At 71.5% G+C, this 17508-nt stretch carries 11 protein-coding genes and 1 riboswitch; of the genes, 4 read left to right on the forward strand and 7 right to left on the reverse strand.

What is annotated here, in order from left to right; all coding sequences use genetic code 11:
- Window positions 1-78: 78 nt before the first annotated feature.
- Window positions 79-3231, reverse strand: coding sequence for a bifunctional acetate--CoA ligase family protein/GNAT family N-acetyltransferase (locus tag FCH28_RS36345; RefSeq protein WP_136744700.1), 3153 nt, complete (start codon window positions 3229-3231; stop codon window positions 79-81).
- Between the two features lie 169 nt (window positions 3232-3400).
- Here FCH28_RS36345 and FCH28_RS36350 point away from each other — a divergent pair, with 169 nt between their 5' ends.
- Window positions 3401-3682, forward strand: a complete 282-nt coding sequence (locus FCH28_RS36350; protein ID WP_136744701.1) for an HPr family phosphocarrier protein — start codon at window positions 3401-3403, stop codon at window positions 3680-3682.
- 468 nt (window positions 3683-4150) lie between these two features.
- Here the strand turns inward: FCH28_RS36350 and FCH28_RS36355 are convergent, their stop codons facing one another.
- The 4 genes from FCH28_RS36355 to FCH28_RS36370 all read right to left on the reverse strand — a co-directional run bounded on the left by FCH28_RS36355 (window position 4151) and on the right by FCH28_RS36370 (window position 9042).
- A complete protein-coding gene (locus tag FCH28_RS36355) occupies window positions 4151-4840 on the reverse strand; it encodes a GntR family transcriptional regulator (protein ID WP_169314348.1) in 690 nt (229 codons plus the stop codon).
- A gap of 258 nt (window positions 4841-5098) precedes the next feature.
- On the reverse strand, window positions 5099-5899 hold the full coding sequence (locus tag FCH28_RS36360) for a M23 family metallopeptidase (protein WP_136744702.1): 801 nt from the start codon (window positions 5897-5899) through the stop codon (window positions 5099-5101).
- Window positions 5900-5911: 12 nt separating this feature from the next.
- A riboswitch (cyclic di-AMP (ydaO/yuaA leader) is annotated at window positions 5912-6069 on the reverse strand.
- Window positions 6070-6283: 214 nt separating this feature from the next.
- Entirely contained in the window at window positions 6284-7693 is a 1410-nt protein-coding gene (locus FCH28_RS36365) for a M16 family metallopeptidase (protein WP_425472071.1), read from the reverse strand.
- Window positions 7690-9042 (reverse strand): M16 family metallopeptidase, encoded by a 1353-nt coding sequence (locus FCH28_RS36370; protein ID WP_136744788.1) that lies wholly within the window; start codon window positions 9040-9042, stop codon window positions 7690-7692. Before FCH28_RS36370 ends, FCH28_RS36365 begins: the two co-directional genes overlap by 4 nt.
- A gap of 281 nt (window positions 9043-9323) precedes the next feature.
- On the opposite strand from FCH28_RS36370, the gene FCH28_RS36375 reads away from it, so the two are divergent.
- Complete coding sequence (locus FCH28_RS36375; RefSeq protein WP_136744703.1) at window positions 9324-11771, forward strand: DNA gyrase/topoisomerase IV subunit A; 2448 nt, start codon at window positions 9324-9326, stop codon at window positions 11769-11771.
- Between the two features lie 203 nt (window positions 11772-11974).
- Here the strand turns inward: FCH28_RS36375 and FCH28_RS36380 are convergent, their stop codons facing one another.
- Entirely contained in the window at window positions 11975-13135 is a 1161-nt protein-coding gene (locus FCH28_RS36380) for a CobW family GTP-binding protein (protein ID WP_136744704.1), read from the reverse strand.
- Between the two features lie 115 nt (window positions 13136-13250).
- Entirely contained in the window at window positions 13251-14420 is a 1170-nt protein-coding gene (locus FCH28_RS36385) for a citrate synthase/methylcitrate synthase (protein WP_136744705.1), read from the reverse strand.
- A gap of 111 nt (window positions 14421-14531) precedes the next feature.
- Here FCH28_RS36385 and FCH28_RS36390 point away from each other — a divergent pair, with 111 nt between their 5' ends.
- Together FCH28_RS36390 and FCH28_RS36395 are read left to right on the forward strand one after the other, a co-directional pair.
- A complete protein-coding gene (locus tag FCH28_RS36390; protein WP_136744706.1) occupies window positions 14532-15788 on the forward strand; it encodes a citrate synthase in 1257 nt (418 codons plus the stop codon).
- A 295-nt stretch (window positions 15789-16083) separates the two neighbouring features.
- Window positions 16084-17094, forward strand: a complete 1011-nt coding sequence (locus tag FCH28_RS36395) for a ferredoxin family protein (protein WP_136744707.1) — start codon at window positions 16084-16086, stop codon at window positions 17092-17094.
- The last annotated feature ends 414 nt before the right edge of the window (window positions 17095-17508 follow it).

Consider the following 17508-nt stretch of genomic DNA (forward strand, 5'->3'; position numbering starts at 1 on the left):
CGTGCTGGGCCTCAGAGACGCGTGAGTCATCAGTCCCTTCGGGCGGGACAGGCGGACCGGGCGCGGTCTCCTCGTCCCTCAGTAGGCGGGCAGGCGGCGGGGGCCGAGGTCGGTGGTGGCGGGTGGGCGGGCCAGGCGTACGGCGGCCCCCAGGACGGAGAGGCCCTGCGGGGCCACGACGACCGGTTCGAGGTCGACGCCGACGATCTCGGGGTGGTCGTCGACGAGCCGGGAGACACGCAGCAGCAGCTCGGCGAGCGAGGCGGTGTCGACGGGCTGGGAGCCACGCCAGCCGAAGAGGAGCGGCGCCGCCCGGATGGAGCGGATCTGGTCGGCGACCTCGCGGTCGGTGGCCGGGATCAGACGGTGCTCGATGTCGCCGAGCAGTTGGGAGGGGGCGCCGGCCAGGCCGAAGGAGAGGACGGCGCCGGCGGCCGGGTCGATGGCGGCACGGATGACGGTGTCGACGCCGCGCGGCACCATCGACTGGACCACCGGGCACAGCTCTTCGGGGGAGCCGAGGAAATCGGTCAATTCAGCGTATGTGCGACGGAGTTCGGTTTTGTTGGCGATGTCCAGGCGGACACCGCCGAGGTCGGCGCGGTGCCGCAGATGGGGAGCGGTGGTCTTGAGGGCGACCGGATAGCCGAGGCGGGCGGCGGCGCGCACCGCGGAGTCCGTGTCGGGGGCGGGGAGGGTGGGGCGGGTGTGGATGCCGTAGCGGGCGAGCAGGGCCTCGGCGTCACCCTGCGGCAGCGGTACGGAGCGGCCTGCGGCGATGTCGGGGGTGAGGCGGTCGAGCAGCCGCTCGATGTCGGCGCCGGCCGCGGCCTCCTGGATGTCGTCGTACTCGGGGACCCGGCCCGGGGTGGCGGCCTCCCGGCGCCAGGCGGCGTAACGGACGGCCTCGGCGAGCGCGCGCACGGCCCGCTCGGCGGCGGGGTAGGCGGGAATGCGGATGGGCGCGGAGCGGGGGCGGGGAGGGGCGGCGGGCACCGCTTCGGGCCCCTGGACCGGCGTCGGTGCGGAGAGGGCGGGCGGGGGGCCTGGCGGGTACGCCGGTGCCGGGGGGCGCGGTGGTGTCGGCGGGGAGGGCGGCATGGGGGGCCAGGTGGGCGCGGGGGGCCGGGACGGCGGTGCGTCGTCCCGCTTCCCGGGCCGGGCCTCGGTCCCCGCCGCCTCCGGTCGTGCGGGCGCCGTCACCGGCTCCATCGGCTCTACCGGCTCACCCGCCTCCCCCGGTCCTCCGGGCTTCTGCGCCGCTTCCGGCTCCTCCGGCGCGCCCGCCGCCCCCGGCGGCCCCGGCGGCCCCGGTGCTCCCGGTGCTCCCGGTGCTCCCGGTGCTCCCGGTGCCGCGAGTGTCTCGGCCAGGTCGTCCATCGCGAGGTGGACGACGGTCACCGGCTTCGCCGGATTCGCCGCGGCCGCCGTGCGCAGGGCGGCGGCGAGGGCCACTCCCTCGCTCTCCCCCCGCGTCGCCGTCTCCTCCTCCCCCACCCAGGGGATGGCCGTGACGACGACGGCGTCGCAGCCGTCGCCGGCCAGCGTCTCGGCGAGCGCCGCCTGGAAGTCGTCCGGCGTCGCCGCGGATGCAAGCACACGGGGGCGCAGCGGGCGCAGCCCTTCCGTCAGGCACGCGTCGTAGGTGAGCAGCGCGAGCGATTCGGAGTTGCCGAGTATGGCGATGCGGGGGCCGGCCGGCAGCGGCTGGGAGGCCAGCAGCAGCCCGGCGTCGATCAGCTCCGTGATCGTGTCGACGCGGATCACGCCGGCCTGGCGCATCAGAGCGGCGACGGTGCTGTCGGGGATCCGGACGGTGGGCACGGTGTGGCCGGGCGGAGCCGTCCCGGTGTGCCGGGCGCCCTTGGCGACGACGACCGGTTTGGCGGCGGCGGTGCGGCGGGCCAGCCGGGCGAACTTGCGGGGATTGCCGATGGACTCCAGGTAGAGGATCACGACATCGGTGTCCGGGTCCTCGTACCAGTACTGGAGGAGGTCGTTACCGGAGACGTCGGCGCGGTTGCCGGCCGAGACGAAGGCGGAGATGCCGGCGATGCCGCCGTCGCCGGGACCGCGCGCGTGCAGCCCGCTGAGCAGGGCGATTCCGATCGCGCCGGACTGGGTGAACAGGCCGATCCGGCCGGCGCCGGGCATCCGGGGCGCGAGCGAGGCGTTCAGCCTTACGGCCGGGGCGGTGTTGATCAGGCCGAACGCGTTGGGCCCGATGAGCCGCATGCCGTACGAGCGGGCCTGGCGGAGCAGGGCGCGCTGCCGCTCGCGGCCTTCGGGGCCCGACTCCGCGTAACCGGAGGAGAGGATCAGGACGCCCTGGACGCCGTGTTCACCGCAGTCGCGGACCACGTCGGGGACATGGGCGGCGGGCACCGCGATGACCGCGAGATCGACCGGGTCGGGGATCTCGCGCAGCGACCGGACGGCCGGCACGCCTTCGGGCTCCAGCCGGTCCGTGTCCTGGGGGAAGGCGTGGTTGACGGCGTAGGCGCGGCCCGTGAAGCCGGAGTCCAGGATGTTGCGCAGGGTGGTGCGGCCGATGCCGCCGGGCGCGCGGCCCGTTCCGATGACGGCGACCGAGCCCGGGGCGAGCAGCCGCTGGACGGAGCGGGCCTCGGCGCGCTGCTCGCGGCCGCGCATCACGGCCATCGACTGCTCGGTCGGTTCGAGGTCGAATTCCAGCCGGACGACGCCGTCCTCGAAGGTGCGCTTGTGGGTGTAGCCGGCGTCCGTGAACACCTTGATCATCTTGGAGTTGGCGGGCAGCACCTCGGCGGCGAACCGGCGGATGCCGCGCTCGCGGGCCACGGCGGCGATGTGCTCCAGGAGGGCGGAGGCGACGCCGCGGCCCTGGTGGGCGTCCTGCACCAGGAAGGCGACCTCGGCCTGGTCGTCCTCGGGGCTCTTGGCGGGCAGGCCCTGGTCGTTGATCCGGTCGTAGCGGACGGTGGCGATGAACTCGCCACCGACGGTGGCGGCGAGGCCGACGCGGTCGACGTAGTCATGGTGGGTGAAGCGGTGGACGTCGCGGTCGGACAGGCGCGGGTAGGGCGCGAAGAAGCGGTAGTACTTCGACTCGTCCGAGACCTGCTCGTAGAAGGACACCAGCCGTTCGGCGTCGTCGGGGGTGATGGGGCGGATGCGTGCCGTACCTCCGTCGCGCAGCACCACGTCGGCTTCCCAGTGACTCGGGTACGCGTGATCCGGCGGTGTCAGCATGCGGACAGAGTACGACCGGGCACTGACAATCGGCTGGGTTTGCGTACGCTCGGGACAGGCCAGGCCCTGGACGCGGCGCTCCCGGAGCAATCCCGGCAGTGCCCCCCGGAGCACTCTCGACAGCGTGCGAGAATGGTCTAGACAACAGTCGCGACTGAAGGGCAACACCATGGCTGAGCGCCGCGTCAATGTCGGTTGGAACGAGGGTCTGCACGCCCGCCCCGCCTCGATCTTCGTCCGTGCGGCCACCGCGGCCGGCGTCCCCATGACGATCGCCAAGGCCGATGGCAACCCGGTCAACGCGGCCTCCATGCTCGCGGTCCTGGGCCTCGGCGCCCAGGGTGGCGAGGAGATCGTGCTGGCCTCCGACGCCGAGGGCGCCGAGGCCGCACTCGACCGTCTGGCGAAGCTCGTCGCCGAGGGCCTCGAGGAGCTCCCCGAGACCGTCTGAGTCCGCCAGGGCTTCAGTGTCAGCGGCCCCGTCGCGGCGACCGGAAACGGCCGCCGCGACGGGGCCGTTTCGCTGCGCCGGCCGCCACGCACGGCAGCCCCGCAGCCGGCCCCTCCCCACCCCGCGCCCAGCAGCCCCCACCACCAAGGGCATGTGCACCGGACCCGGCGAATTCGGCTTTTCCACCCAGGCCACCGGGCACGCCGGAATCGAATTACCGGCACGAGCACATTGGTGCGCACACATAGGCAGGCATACATGGCCACGCGGGCATAGGCACGCGCGCATCGACTCGGTTACCTCGCGACCCGAATTACCGCCACGAGCGCGACGAATATCCGGGTTCCCGAATACCGGCCTGGGAAATACGAAAAGGGCGCACCGAACAGCCTGGTGCAGCAGAACCGGCAGCCGCCATTAAGTGCCGGCCGAAAAAGATTCCGCGCCTCTTTGTATACGGGGCGATTGTTAACTTCGAGCGCGCGCCGTGTTGACGGGCCGTTTCGAACCGCTCACCTCGGGCGCGGCAGGGCGCCGCAACCGGTGCACCGGGAGGGAGCGTTCGATATGAGCCGCCATCAGGGCGCGGGCCCGTTCGGCGTCCCCCCGGGCCACCGCGTCCAGCACCGCGCCGTGTTCGTCCCACGACTCGGCGGCGCGGGCCGGGAGTTCCACGGTGTACATCCACTCGATCTTGCGCCGCAGCTGGGTCAGCAGCGCCGTCAGGCTGGGGCTGCCGGCCGCCTGGGCCAGCGTTTCGTGGAACCAGCCGTCCAGTTGGCGCAGATCCGAGGGGTGGCCGTGCCGGGCCCGCTCGCGGCCGAGGCGTACCAGGCCGCGCAGCACCTTCACATGCGCCGGGCTGCGGCGGGCGGCGGCGCGGGCGGCACCCAGCGGCTCCAACAGGGCGCGGATGTCCAGGAGATCGGCCGCCTCCTGCTCGGTGGGCTCGGCGACGCAGGCGCCCGCGTGGTGGCGGGTGGTGACGAAGCCCTCGGACTGCAAGGTGCGCAGCGCCTCGCGCACCGGGACCCGGGAGACGCCGTACCGCGCCGCCAGGATGTCCTCGATGAGCCGGCTCCCCGGCGCGAGCGCGCCGGAGACGATGTCATCGCGAATTGCCGTGCACACCGCATGCGCGGAAATATGGCCTCGCATCGTCCGTGCCTCCGCCGTAATCCCCTGGAAACATCGCCGATCGGCGACATTTCCGTAACCCTAGCCGCCGATCGGCGACTTTTCCGCGACTCTATTCGACTGGGTCGGCTTTTCCGACGGACGCCGGGTATTCATGGATATTTTTTGGCCATCGGCACGCATGTGGCGCCGATGGCAGCCGGATACGCCGAAGCCCCGGTCGGGACCGGGGCTTCTCAAAGGCGCTGCGACGCGAAGGCGCCGCGACGGTGCGGGGCGTCAGACGTTGACGTCGTGCGAGCGCAGGTAGGCGATCGGATCGATGTCCGAGCCGTAGTCCGGGCCGGTGCGGGCCTCGAAGTGCAGGTGCGGTCCGGTGGTGTTGCCGGTGGAGCCGGACAGGCCGATCTGCTGGCCGGGGGTGACGGTCTGGCCGACCGAGACCCCGAGGGACGAGAGATGTCCGTACTGGGTGTACGTACCGTCGTTCATCTTGATCACGACGTTGTTGCCGTACGCGCCGCCCCAGCCGGCCTCGACGACGGTGCCCCGGCCGACGGCGTGCACCGAGCTGCCGGAGGCGGCGTGGAAGTCTATGCCGGTGTGGCTCCCGGAGGACCACAGGCCGCTGGAGGCCTTGTACGGGGTGGACACGTACGAGCCGGCGATGGGGGCGACGTAGGCGTTGAGGCGCCTGCGCTCCGCCTCGCGGGCCGCACGCTCCTTTGCCCTGCGCTCCGCCTCGGCCTTCTTCTTGGCCTCCTCGGCGCGCCGCTTGGCCTCTTCGGCCCGCTTCTTGGCCTCGGCCTCGGCCTTCGCCTTCGCGGCGGCGGCCTCGGCGGCGGCCTGTTGGGCGTCGGCCTGGGCCTCGATGCGGTCGGCGAGTTCGCTGCCCAGCACGACGGCCCGGCTCAGACCGGTGTCGTGGGTGGTCGCCTCGTCCGTGGCGGCCAGCGCCGGCGACGCCATGGAGGCGACGACTCCGGTGGCCGCGAGGGTGGCTATGCCGGCGATGTTGCGGGTCGTACGGGCGGTGCGGCTCGTACGACGGTGTTTCCCGGTGGCACGGGTGAACGCCATCTGGTGGCTTGTCCTTTCCTTCCTTCTCGCCTACCGGGTTAGCTGACGGGTTCGGAGCAGGAAGGTCTCCTACGGACTCCTCCGGAGAGAGGTCCGATTCACCCCAGGGGGACATGTGGGTCCCCGGCTCCCCTGGCTCGCGCCGTACGGGGACTCGGCGATGACTGCCCGGCGCCACTGTTGTGGCGGTCTTGTGACGAACAGCCGGACCGACGCTAAACGGGACATCTTTCAATCGGCAAACGGAACCGCCTCTTTGTGCCCTTCGCCACACGGGCATGAAGCAACCAGTCATAACAATCCGGACATACAAGGGATCCCGCGGCGAACTCACGCCACGGGATCCCTTTTGGGTGGAAATGTCCGGAGATCATCCGGCCGGTGCTAGCCGCTGACGACCGTCACCTCACCGATGCCCAGCTCCCGGACGGGCCCGGCGATCTGCGCCGCGTCGCCCACCAGGACCGTCACCAGCCGGTCCACGGGGAACGCGTTCACCGCCGCGGCGGTCGCCTCGACGGTGCCGGTCTCGGCCAGCCGGGCGTACAACTGCGCCTGGAAGTCGTCCGGGAGATGCTGCTCCACCTGGTCGGCGAGGGTGCCCGCGACGGCGGCCGCGGTCTCGTACTTCAGCGGCGCGACCCCGACGAGGTTCTGCACCGCGACATCCCGCTCGGCGTCCGTGAGCCCCTCGTCCGCGAGGGTGCGCAGCACCTTCCACAGGTCCTCCAGCGCCGGCCCGGTGGAGGCGGTGTCCACCGAGCCGCTGATCGCCAGCATCGCGGCGCCACTGCCGTCGGCGGAGGAACGCAGCACCTGGCCGAAGGCGCGCACCCCGTAGGTGTAGCCCTTCTCCTCGCGCAGCACCCGGTCCAGCCGGGAGGTGAGGGTGCCACCGAGGCAGTACGTGCCGAGGACCTGCGCGGGCCAGACCCGGTCGTGCCGGTCGGCACCGATACGGCCGATGAGCAGCTGCGTCTGTACGGCGCCGGGGCGGTCCACGATCACCACGCGGCCGGCGTCGTCCGCGATGATCGGCGACGCCTTCACCGGCTCGGCGGTGGAGCCGGTCCAGGCGCCGAGCGTGTCGGCGAGCGCCGCGTCCAGGTCGACACCGGCGAAGTCACCGACGACGACGGCGGTGGCCGTGGCGGGCCGCACATGGGCGTCGTAGAAGGCCCGGACGGCCGCCGCGTCGATCCGCTCGACGGTCTCCTCGGTGCCCTGGCGGGGCCGCGACATCCGGGACGTGCCCGGGAACAGCTCCTTGGACAGGGCCATCGCGGCGCGCCGTGCCGGGTTGGCCAGCTCGTGCGGGATCTCGTCGAGGCGGTTGCGGACCAGCCGCTCGACCTCGCTGACCGGGAAGGCGGGGGCGCGCAGCGCATCGGCGAGCAGGCCGAGCGCGCGGGCCAGCCGGGACGCCGGCACTTCGAGGGAGACCCGCAGCCCGGGGTGGTCGGCGTGCGCGTCCAGGGTGGCGCCGCAGCGCTCCAGCTCGGCGGCGAACTCCTCCGCCGTGTGCTTGTCGGTGCCCTCGGACAGGGCCCGCGCCATGATCGTGGCGACGCCGTCCAGACCCTCGGGCTCGGCCTCCAGAGGAGCGACCAGGTTGATCTCGACGGCGACGACCTGCTGACCGGGGCGGTGACTGGTCAGGAGGGTCAGCCCGTTGGGCAGTTGGCTGCGCTCCGGCGCCGGGAAGGCCCACGGCTTGGGCGCGCCGCCCCGGGGCTGCGGGTGGAAGTCCATGGTGCTGGCGATGGAACCTGCGCTGGTAACGGCGTCGCTCACAGGGCCGCCTCCTCTTCCTCGGTGCCGGCAGCCGCGTCGGTGGGCTCATTGGGCTCGGTGGGCTCGTACACGAGCACCGCTCGGTTGTCGGGGCGCAGCCGGGCCTGGGCGACCGCCTGCACCTCCTGCGGGGTGATCTCCAGAACGCGCCGGACGGCGGTCAGCGCGAGCTGCGGGTCGCCGAACAGGACGGCGAACCGGCAGAGTTCGTCGGCGCGGCCGCTGACCGTCGCGAGACGGTCCAGCCACTCGCGCTCCAACTGGGCCTGCGCGCGCTCCATCTCCTCCGGGGTCGGCCCCTCGGCGGCGAACCGGGCCAGCTCCTCGTCGACCGCGCTCTCGATGGCGGGAACCTCCACGCCGCCGGACGTCTTCACGTCGAGCCAGCCGAGCGACGGCGCGCCGGCCAGCCGCAGCAGGCCGAAGCCGGCGGCGACGGCGCTGCGGTCACGGCGCACCAGGCGGTTGTACAGACGGGAGGACTCGCCGCCCCCCAGGACGGTGAGCGCCAGATCCGCCGCGTCCGCCTCACGGGTGCCGTCGTGCGGCAGCCGGTAGGCCGCCATCAGGGCGCGGGAGGGGACCTCCTCCTCGACGACCTCGCGCAGCTCGCCGCCCATGATGTCGGGCAGGGTGCCGTCCCGGGGCGGCTGCTTGCCGTCGTGCGCCGGGATCGAGCCGAAGTACTTCTCCACCCAGGCCAGCGTCTGCTCCGGGTCGATGTCACCGACGATCGACAGGACCGCGTTGTTGGGCGCGTAGTACGTACGGAAGAACGCCCGCGCGTCCTCCAGGGAGGCGGCGTCCAGGTCGGCCATCGACCCGATGGGCGTGTGGTGGTACGGGTGGCCCTCCGGGTACGCCATGGCCGTCAGCTTCTCGAAGGCCGTGCCGTACGGGACGTTGTCGTAACGCTGGCGGCGCTCGTTCTTGACGACGTCGCGCTGGTTCTCCAGGGACTCGTCGTCGAGCGCGGTCAGCAGCGAGCCCATACGGTCCGCCTCCAGCCAGAGCGCGAGCTCCAGCTCATGGGCCGGCATGGTCTCGAAGTAGTTGGTGCGCTCGAAGCTCGTGGTGCCGTTCAGCGAACCGCCGGCGCCCTGGACGAGCTCGAAGTGGCCGTTGCCCTTCACCTGCGCGGACCCCTGGAACATCAGGTGCTCGAAGAGGTGAGCCAGGCCCGTACGGCCCTTGACCTCGTGGCGTGAGCCGACGTCGTACCACAGGCACACCGCTGCGACCGGGGTCAGGTGGTCTTCGGAGAGCACCACGCGCAGGCCGTTGGCCAGCCGGTGCTCGGTCGCTGTCAGGCCGCCGGAACCGGCTTGTTCTGTGGCCGTGTGACCCATGGGCATGTACGTCCCTTCGATCCGCTTGCGAGGAAGTTCTGTCACCCTATGCAAGCGCGTCGGCATCTGGCGAAGTTACGGACCGAGGAGCCCCGTACGGGGGGCTTGGTACCGCCCGCCGGAGAGCCGAAAGGGGAGTCGCGGTCGGCGTTGTCAGTGGGGCGGTCCACAATGGTCCGCGTCAGACTCAGGCAGACTCAGCTGTCGATCCGACAGCTGACCGCCCCGACAGCATTGATCCAACATCGGCAGTAGACGCAGCAGAAGGAGCCGCAGCCGCGATGGCCCGCCGCAGCACGAAGACCCCGCCGCCGGACGACTTCGAGGAGAGGATCCTCGACATCGACGTCGTCGACGAGATGCAGGGTTCCTTCCTCGAGTACGCGTATTCGGTCATCTACTCCCGCGCCCTGCCGGACGCCCGCGACGGGCTCAAGCCCGTGCACCGCCGCATCCTGTACCAGATGAACGAGATGGGCCTGCGCCCCGATCGCGGCTATGTGAAGTGCGCCCGCGTCGTCGGCGAGGTCATGGGCAAGCTCCACCCGCACGGCGACGCGTCCATCTACGACGCCCTGGTGCGCATGGCGCAGCCGTTCTCGATGCGGCTGCCGCTGGTCGACGGACACGGCAACTTCGGCTCGCTGGGCAATGACGACCCGCCCGCCGCGATGCGTTACACCGAGTGCCGGATGGCGTCGGCGACGTCCCTGATGACGGAGTCCATCGACGAGGACACCGTCGACTTCGCACCGAACTACGACGGCCAGGAACAGGAACCGGCCGCGCTCCCCGCGGCCTACCCGAATCTCCTCGTCAACGGCACATCCGGCATCGCGGTCGGAATGGCGACGAACATGCCGCCGCACAACCTCGGTGAGGTCATCGCCGCGGCCCGCCACCTGATCCGGTACCCGAACGCCGACCTCGACGCCCTGATGCGCTTCGTGCCCGGCCCCGACCTGCCGACCGGCGGCCGGATCGTCGGCCTGAGCGGCGTACGGGACGCGTACGAGAAGGGCCGCGGCACGTTCAAGATCCGCGCGACGGTCACGGTCGAGAGCGTCACCGCCCGCCGCAAGGGCCTCGTCGTCACCGAACTCCCCTTCACCGTCGGCCCCGAGAAGGTCATCTCCAAGATCAAGGACCTGGTGGGCTCCAAGAAGCTCCAGGGCATCGCCGACGTCAAGGACCTCACCGACCGCGAACACGGCCTGCGGCTGGTGATCGAGGTCAAGAACGGCTTCAACCCCGAGGCCGTGCTGGAGCAGCTCTACAAGCTCACGCCGATGGAGGAGTCCTTCGGCATCAACAACGTCGCGCTGGTGGACGGCCAGCCGCTGACGCTCGGCCTCAAGGAGCTGCTGGAGGTCTACGTCGACCACCGCTTCGAGGTGGTGCGCCGGCGCAGCGAGTTCCGGCGCGGCAAGCGGCGCGACCGGCTCCACCTGGTCGAGGGCCTGCTGACCGCCCTGGTCGACATCGACGAGGTCATCCGGCTGATCCGCTCCAGCGACAACAGCGCGCAGGCCAAGGAGCGGCTCATCGAGCGCTTCGGACTGAGCGACATCCAGACGCAGTACATCCTCGACACCCCGCTGCGCCGGCTGACCAAGTTCGACCGTATCGAGCTGGAGTCGGAGCGCGACCGGCTGCGGTCCGAGATCGAGGACCTGACCCGGATCCTGGAGTCCGACGCGGAGCTGCGCAAGCTGGTCTCCGGCGAGCTGGCCGCGGTCGCCAAGAAGTACGCCACGGACCGCCGGACGGTCCTCCTGGAGTCGGCGGGCGCCCCGCCCACGGCGATGCCGCTGGAGGTCTCCGACGACCCCTGCCGGGTGCTGCTGTCCTCCACCGGCCTGCTGGCCCGTACGGCGAGCGGCGAGGTGTCCTTCGATGCCGACGCCAAACGCGTCAAGCACGACGCGATCGTCTCGGCCGTGCCGGCGACGACCCGCGGCGAGGTGGGCGCGGTGACTTCGACGGGCCGGCTGCTGCGGCTCTCGGTGATCGATCTGCCGCAGCTCCCGGACACCGTGGCGGCCCCCAGCCTCTCCGGGGGCGCGCAGATCTCCGAGTTCCTGACGCTCCAGGACGACGAGCGGCTGATCTGCCTGACGACGCTGGACGAGTCCTCGCCGGGCCTGGCGCTCGGCACGGAACAGGGCGTCGTCAAGCGGGTGGTGCCCGACTATCCGGCCAACAAGGAGGAGTTGGAGGTCATCACCCTCAAGGAGGGCGACCGCATCGTGGGCGCGGCCGAGCTGCGCACCGGTGAGGAGGACCTGGTCTTCATCACCAACGAGGCGCAGCTGTTGCGCTACCAGGCGTCGCAGGTGCGGCCGCAGGGCCGGCCCGCGGGCGGCATGGCCGGCATCAAGCTGGGCCAGGGCGCGAAGGTGATCGCGTTCGCGGCGGTCGATCCGGCCTCCGACGCCATGGTGTTCACGGTCGCCGGCTCGCACGGCACGCTCGACGACTCGGAGGCGACGGCCAAGCTCACACCGTTCGACCAGTACCCGCGCAAGGGCCGGGCGACCGGCGGGGTGCGCTGCCAGCGGTTCCTGAAGGGCGAGGACTGTCTGACGATGGCCTGGGCCGGGGCCGCTCCGGTGCGGGCGGCGGACGCCAAGGGCGCGCCGGTGGCGCTGCCGGAGGTCGATCCGCGGCGGGACGGCTCGGGGGTGCCGCTGCTGAAGCAGGTCGCGGCGCTGGCGGGGCCGGTTTAGTGCCGGGGTGGGCCCGGTGTAGTGCCGAGGTCGTCCCAGCACAGTGCCGAGGTCGTCTCGGTGTAGCGGGTTCGTAGCCTGTGTGAGTCGACGAGGGCGGGCCGGTCGGTGTGATGCCGACCGGCCCGCCCTCGTTGCTACCGCCTCGTTGCTACTGCCTCGTCGCCACTTCCCCGTGGCTCCCCCGGGGCGGCGCCCCGGCGCTACTCCTCCCGGGAAGCCACGTACCTCAGGACGCCCCACATGCTGTTCGCGTCGGCGGTCGCCGGGACGGTCTCCCGGCAGTTCTCCAGCTCCTTGCGGAGAGCCGCCGCGTCGATGCCGCTGCCGATCATGACGAGTTGAGTGCAGCGTTCCTCGTCCTTCGGCCACGGCGAAGGGTAGAAGCGGAGGAAGTCGCCGACGGCGTGCACCGTGAACTTCTGCCGGCTGTCCGGGACGTCGAAGTGGACAAAGCCCTTGATGCGGTAGAGGCCGGCGGGGCGGCTGTCGAGAAAGTCCATGAGACGGCGCGGATGCATCGGCTCATCGGAGGTGAACTCCACGCTCTCGTACGCGGCGTGGAGGTGATCCGCGTGGTCGCACGGCCCCGTGTGGTGCGGGTGATCCGGGTGGCCCGCGCCGGCTGCCTGACCTGAGTGGTCGCAGTCGTCGGCCGGGACGTGAGGGCCGCCGGGACCTCCGGCCGCCACGTCACGGTTCGCCGCGGCCTCCCTCAACAGATCCTCGAACGACAACTGCCGCACCGCCGCATCCTGGTCCTCACCCGGTCCACGGTCGAAGAACAGCTCCGGGTCGATCCGCCCGTACGCCGTGCAGACCACCGGCCTGCCCGGAGCCAGGTCCGCGAGAGTGTCCATGAGCCGCCGCCGCGCCGCGTCCTCGATCCGGTCGGCCTTGTTGAGCACGACGAGATCCGCGATGCCGACGTGCCGGTCCAGTTCGGGGTGCCGCTCACGGGTGGCGCCGAACTCGGCGGCGTCGACGACCTCGATCAGCCCGCCGTAGACGATGCGGTCATTGTCGCTGGCGAGGATCATCCTGATGAGTTCCTGGGGCTCGGCCAGCCCGCTGGCCTCGATGACGATCACATCGATACGGGCCGCGGGGCGGGCCAGCCGCTCCAGGTAGTCGTCCAGCTCACTGGTGTCGACCGCGCAGCACAGACAGCCGTTGCCGAGCGAGACCATCGAGTCCACCTGCCCGGCGACGGTCATCGCATCGATCTCGATGCTGCCGAAGTCATTGACGATCGCGCCGATACGGGTGCCGTCGCCGGCCGCGAGCAGATGGTTGAGGAGGGTGGTCTTGCCCGACCCGAGGAAGCCCGCGAGCACGACGACCGGGATCTGTTGCGGGGCCAAGGGGGCGCCTCCATGGTGCGGGTGGCGGGGCCGCACGAACCGGCGGCGGACGAGCTGTCGATCGTAACGGACCGCCTACGACAGGGGCTCGGCTCGCCTCCTGGGCATACGACGGTCAGCTTGGCGCGACGGCGGGCAGCGGCTGCGGAGCGGGCGGGCCGACGTAACGGGCCGCCGGGCGGATGATCTTCGAGTCCTCGGCCTGCTCCACGATGTTGGCGCTCCAGCCGACCACACGGGCCGCGCAGAACGTGGGCGTGAACATCTCACGCGGCAGACCGCACAGCTCCATCACGACACCTGCGTAGAACTCCACGTTGGTGTGCAACTCACGGCCCGGCTTGAGTTCGGCGAGCAGCGCCTCCACCCTCGCCTCCACCTGGACGGCGAATTCCACCAGCGGTCCACCGAAGCCCTCGGCGATACCACGCAGCATCCGGGAGCGCGGGTCCTCGGTGCGGTAGACGGGGTGACCGAAACCCATGATCCGGTCACCGCGCAGCACCCGATCCCGGATCCAGTCGTCGATACGGTCCGGCGTACCGATCGCGTCGAGCGTGTCCAGGGCGCGGCTGGGTGCGCCGCCGTGCAGCGGCCCGGAGAGCGCGCCGACCGCGCCGACGAGGCAGGCCGCGAGGTCGGCGCCGGTGGAGGTGATGACACGGGCGGTGAACGTCGAGGCGTTGAAGCCATGGTCGATGGTCGAGATCAGATACGCCTCGATCGCCCGGACACGCTCCGGCTCCGGCTCGTGACCGGTCAGCATGTAGAGGTAGTTGGCGGCATAGGACAGATCGGCGCGCGGCTCCACGGGCTGCTCCCCCTGGCCGAGCCGGTGCAGCGCGGTGAGCAGGGTCGGTACGGCCGCACAAGCGGCGAGCGCGTCCGCGCGGCGGCGGTCGGCATCGATGTCGTACAGCGGCCGGAAGCCGGCGGACGCGCCGAGCAACGAGAGTGCGGTACGCAGCCCGGCGAGCGGACCGGAGAGCGCGCCCGCCCGTGCGATGCCGGGCAGTGCGTCACGTACCGCGGCAGGCAGCACACGCAGGGCGGCGGTCTCGGCCTTGAACGCCACCGACTGCTCCCCGTCCGGCAACTCACCGTGGAACATCAGGTACCAGACGTCCTCGAAACCGCGGGCCGTGGCCAACTCCACGGCGGAGTACTGCCGGTAGTGGTAGAAGCCTTCGCGGCCCCGGACATCACCCAGCTCGGTCTCGGTGACGATCACGCCCGCGAGCCCGCGAGGCGCTTCGATGGGCGCGTTCACCTCGGCGATCGGCATAACAAACTCCTTCTTCTGTTCCTCCCCGGCATTGATCCAACTGTCTATGCTTGATTCCGTCTCGTCAATATTGATTGAATCAATACACATGCAGGCGGATACGGTGGCTCCATGGCGGATCAAGACACGACTCATGTCACGGACGACGCGTCGGGGCGACGGCTGAGCACCCGCGAAGCGGCCGACCGGCTCGGCGTGAAGCCGGAGACGGTGTACGCCTACGTCAGCCGCGGCCAGCTGACCAGCCGCCGCGAGCCCGGCGGCCGCGGCAGCACCTTCGACGCGAAAGAAGTCGACGCACTCGCCCGGCGCGGCGGCCGCCGCGAACCCTCCGGCTCCAGCGGCGAGTTGGCGGTTCGTACGGGCATCACCCTCATCGACCGCGACCACTGCTACTTCCGTGGCGTCGACGCCACGGAACTCGCCGCCCACTACAGCTACGAGGAGGTCGCCGAGTGGCTGTGGACCGGCGAACTACGCCGTGGCATCCGCTTCACGGGACCGCCCGACGCCCTGTCCGCAGCCCGCCGCGCCGTACAGGCAATGCCTGCGCACAGCGGACCGATGGACCGACTGCGGGTCGCCGTGATCGCCGCGGCGGCCGCTGATCCACTGCGCTTCGACCTGTCCGAAGACGCCGTCCTCGACACCGCCCGCAGCCTCATCCCGACTCTCGTCGACGCGCTACCGCCGCAGGCTCCCCAGCAGCCCGAGGCGGCATCACTCGCACCGCGACTGTGGTCACGACTGACCTCCGAACCAGCCGACGCCGCGTCGCTGCGCGTCCTGGACGCGGCGCTGGTCCTGCTGATCGATCACGACCTCGCTGCCTCGACGCTCGCGGTCCGGGTCGCCGCCTCTGCGCGCGCCCACCCGTACGCGATTGTTTCTGCCGGGTTCGGGGCACTGGACGGCACCCTGCATGGCGCGGCGAGCGGGCTGGCCCACCGCATGCTGCTCGAGGTGCTGGAGCGCGGTAGCGCAGCAGCGGTCGTCGCCGATCACCTGCGGGCGGGGCGCCGGGTCCCGGGACTCGGCCACCCCCTCTATCCGGGCGAGGACCCGCGAGCCCGCGCCCTGTTCGGGCTGTTGGAGGACGTGGCGCAGGCGCAGCCGGCTTTGCAGGCCGCACGGCAGGTGATCACCACCGCGGCCCGGCACACCGAGTTGCACGCCAACGTCGACCTTGCGCTGGCCGTACTCACGGTGTCGGCGGGGATGCCGGCCGAGGCCGGCGAGACGGTCTTCGCCATAGCCCGTACCGCCGGCTGGATCGCGCACGCGTTGGAGGAGTACGCAGAGCGTCCACTGCGGATGCGCCCCAGCGGCCAGTATCAGGGCCCCCGCCCGCCACAGCCGCTGCCATAGAGCCAGCAGGGACCATTTCGCTGGAGATCAACCTGCGGCGAGCGACCTCTCACTCCGAAGGCGCCCGGCTCGCAGGTGTCTGGCGCATCGACTGCCGACGTTCCCGGTCACGCCGCCGACGGCGGCCAGGTCGCCCATTACGACCAGGCACTCCCCCAGCCGGACCCGCCGCTCCCTTCCGTGGCGGAGGAGGAGGCGCCGCTGCCTTTCCGGCAGACCCCGCTGCCAGGGGCCTGGAGTCCCTCAGCCCCCTCCCGGCATTCGCCGTCCGGCGACTCAGGTTAGGCTCACCTTTGTGAGCACCTGCGCTACCGCTTCCCGCGAATCGGCCGAGCCCCTGGCCGGAACCGCGGCCACTGCCCCGACCTGGCTGCTCATCGAGCAGACCGGGCCCTGGGGAGCCCAGGCGCTGACGGACAGCCACCTCGACCCTGACATCGGCCGGGCCCTGGAGGCCGCGACCGAGGGGACAGACGTACGTGTCGCCCTGATCCGTCGGCCCGGACGCCACGCCGACTGCCACGGCGTCTCCCGACGCCGTCTGTTCGTCGCACACACCGCGCCCGGCCGCTCCTGGATCCGCACGACCACCGTCACCGACCCGCGAGCGGCCCTCGGGCTGGACTTCGCCGCGCTTGGCACCGGCGAACATGGCGGCCTCTGGGAGCCGTACACCGGGGAGCCATTGGTCCTCGTCTGCACCAACGGCAAGCGGGACCGCTGCTGTGCGCTTCTCGGCCGTCCGCTGGCCGCGGAGGTGGCCGCCAGCGGTCTCGAAGCCTGGGAGGTCACGCATATCGGCGGCCACCGCTTCTCGCCCACCCTCTTTGTCCTCCCCTACGGCTACGCCTACGGACGAGCCTCCGCCCACTTGGTCAAGGACGCCGTGGAGGCGGCGCGCAGGGGACGGATCACGTTCGCCGACTGCCGCGGGCGCTCGGCCTGGGACCGGCCGGCTCAGGCCGCTGACCTCGCCGTTCGCGAGCTGATCGGGGAGGCGCGGGCGGACGCACTCGACGTCGTAAGGACCGACGCGGTGCGGCCCGAACCGGTGCGGGCCGATGGCTCGTCGTCCGTTGGCGGGCCGGTTGCGGGAAGCTCCCCCACTTGGGCCGTTTCCGTCGCGCACACCGATGGCCGCACCTGGCGGGTCACGGTCGAGCAGGGGGCCAATGGTGCTCCGGCGCCCGCCAGCTGTGGTGCGCCGCTCGGTCCACCGGCGCGTATGACGGTCACCTCCATCACGGCCATCGCGGGTGTCACTGCTGCGACGTGGCCCACCGCGCCCCTCGCTCCGCTCTCCTGACGCCGCAGCCCGGTCCGATTCCCTGGCTTCCCCAGGGCGTCGGCAGCGGCATTCCTCGCCGCGCAGCCCGGCGCGGTCACCTCGCGCTTGGGTGAGCACCATCCCTATGGTCAACCCCAAGGTCACGGCCAGCCCCAGGCCCAGCACCACCCCCGCGACCCGCCGCGTTGAGATCAGCCGCGCACGGCCCCGCCGTGTCGACACACGTCCCCCGTCGCCCGAATGCGAGCACATGGCCGTCCCCTCCTCTGTTTTCTCGCCCTCCTCGCACCGCCAGGTTCAGTCGCACCGGAGTTTCGCCGAATGCGCCACGAACGCTCTTGTTCGTGCCGAGCAGGCCGCGAAACAGCCGATGCCCCAATCGCCCGCAACCGCCCTGGCCACGCCAGAGCCGTCGTGAGCGCCCCCAACCCG

The organism is Streptomyces piniterrae (genome assembly GCF_005048155.1).
Taxonomy (GTDB): Bacteria; Actinomycetota; Actinomycetes; order Streptomycetales; family Streptomycetaceae; genus Streptomyces; species Streptomyces piniterrae.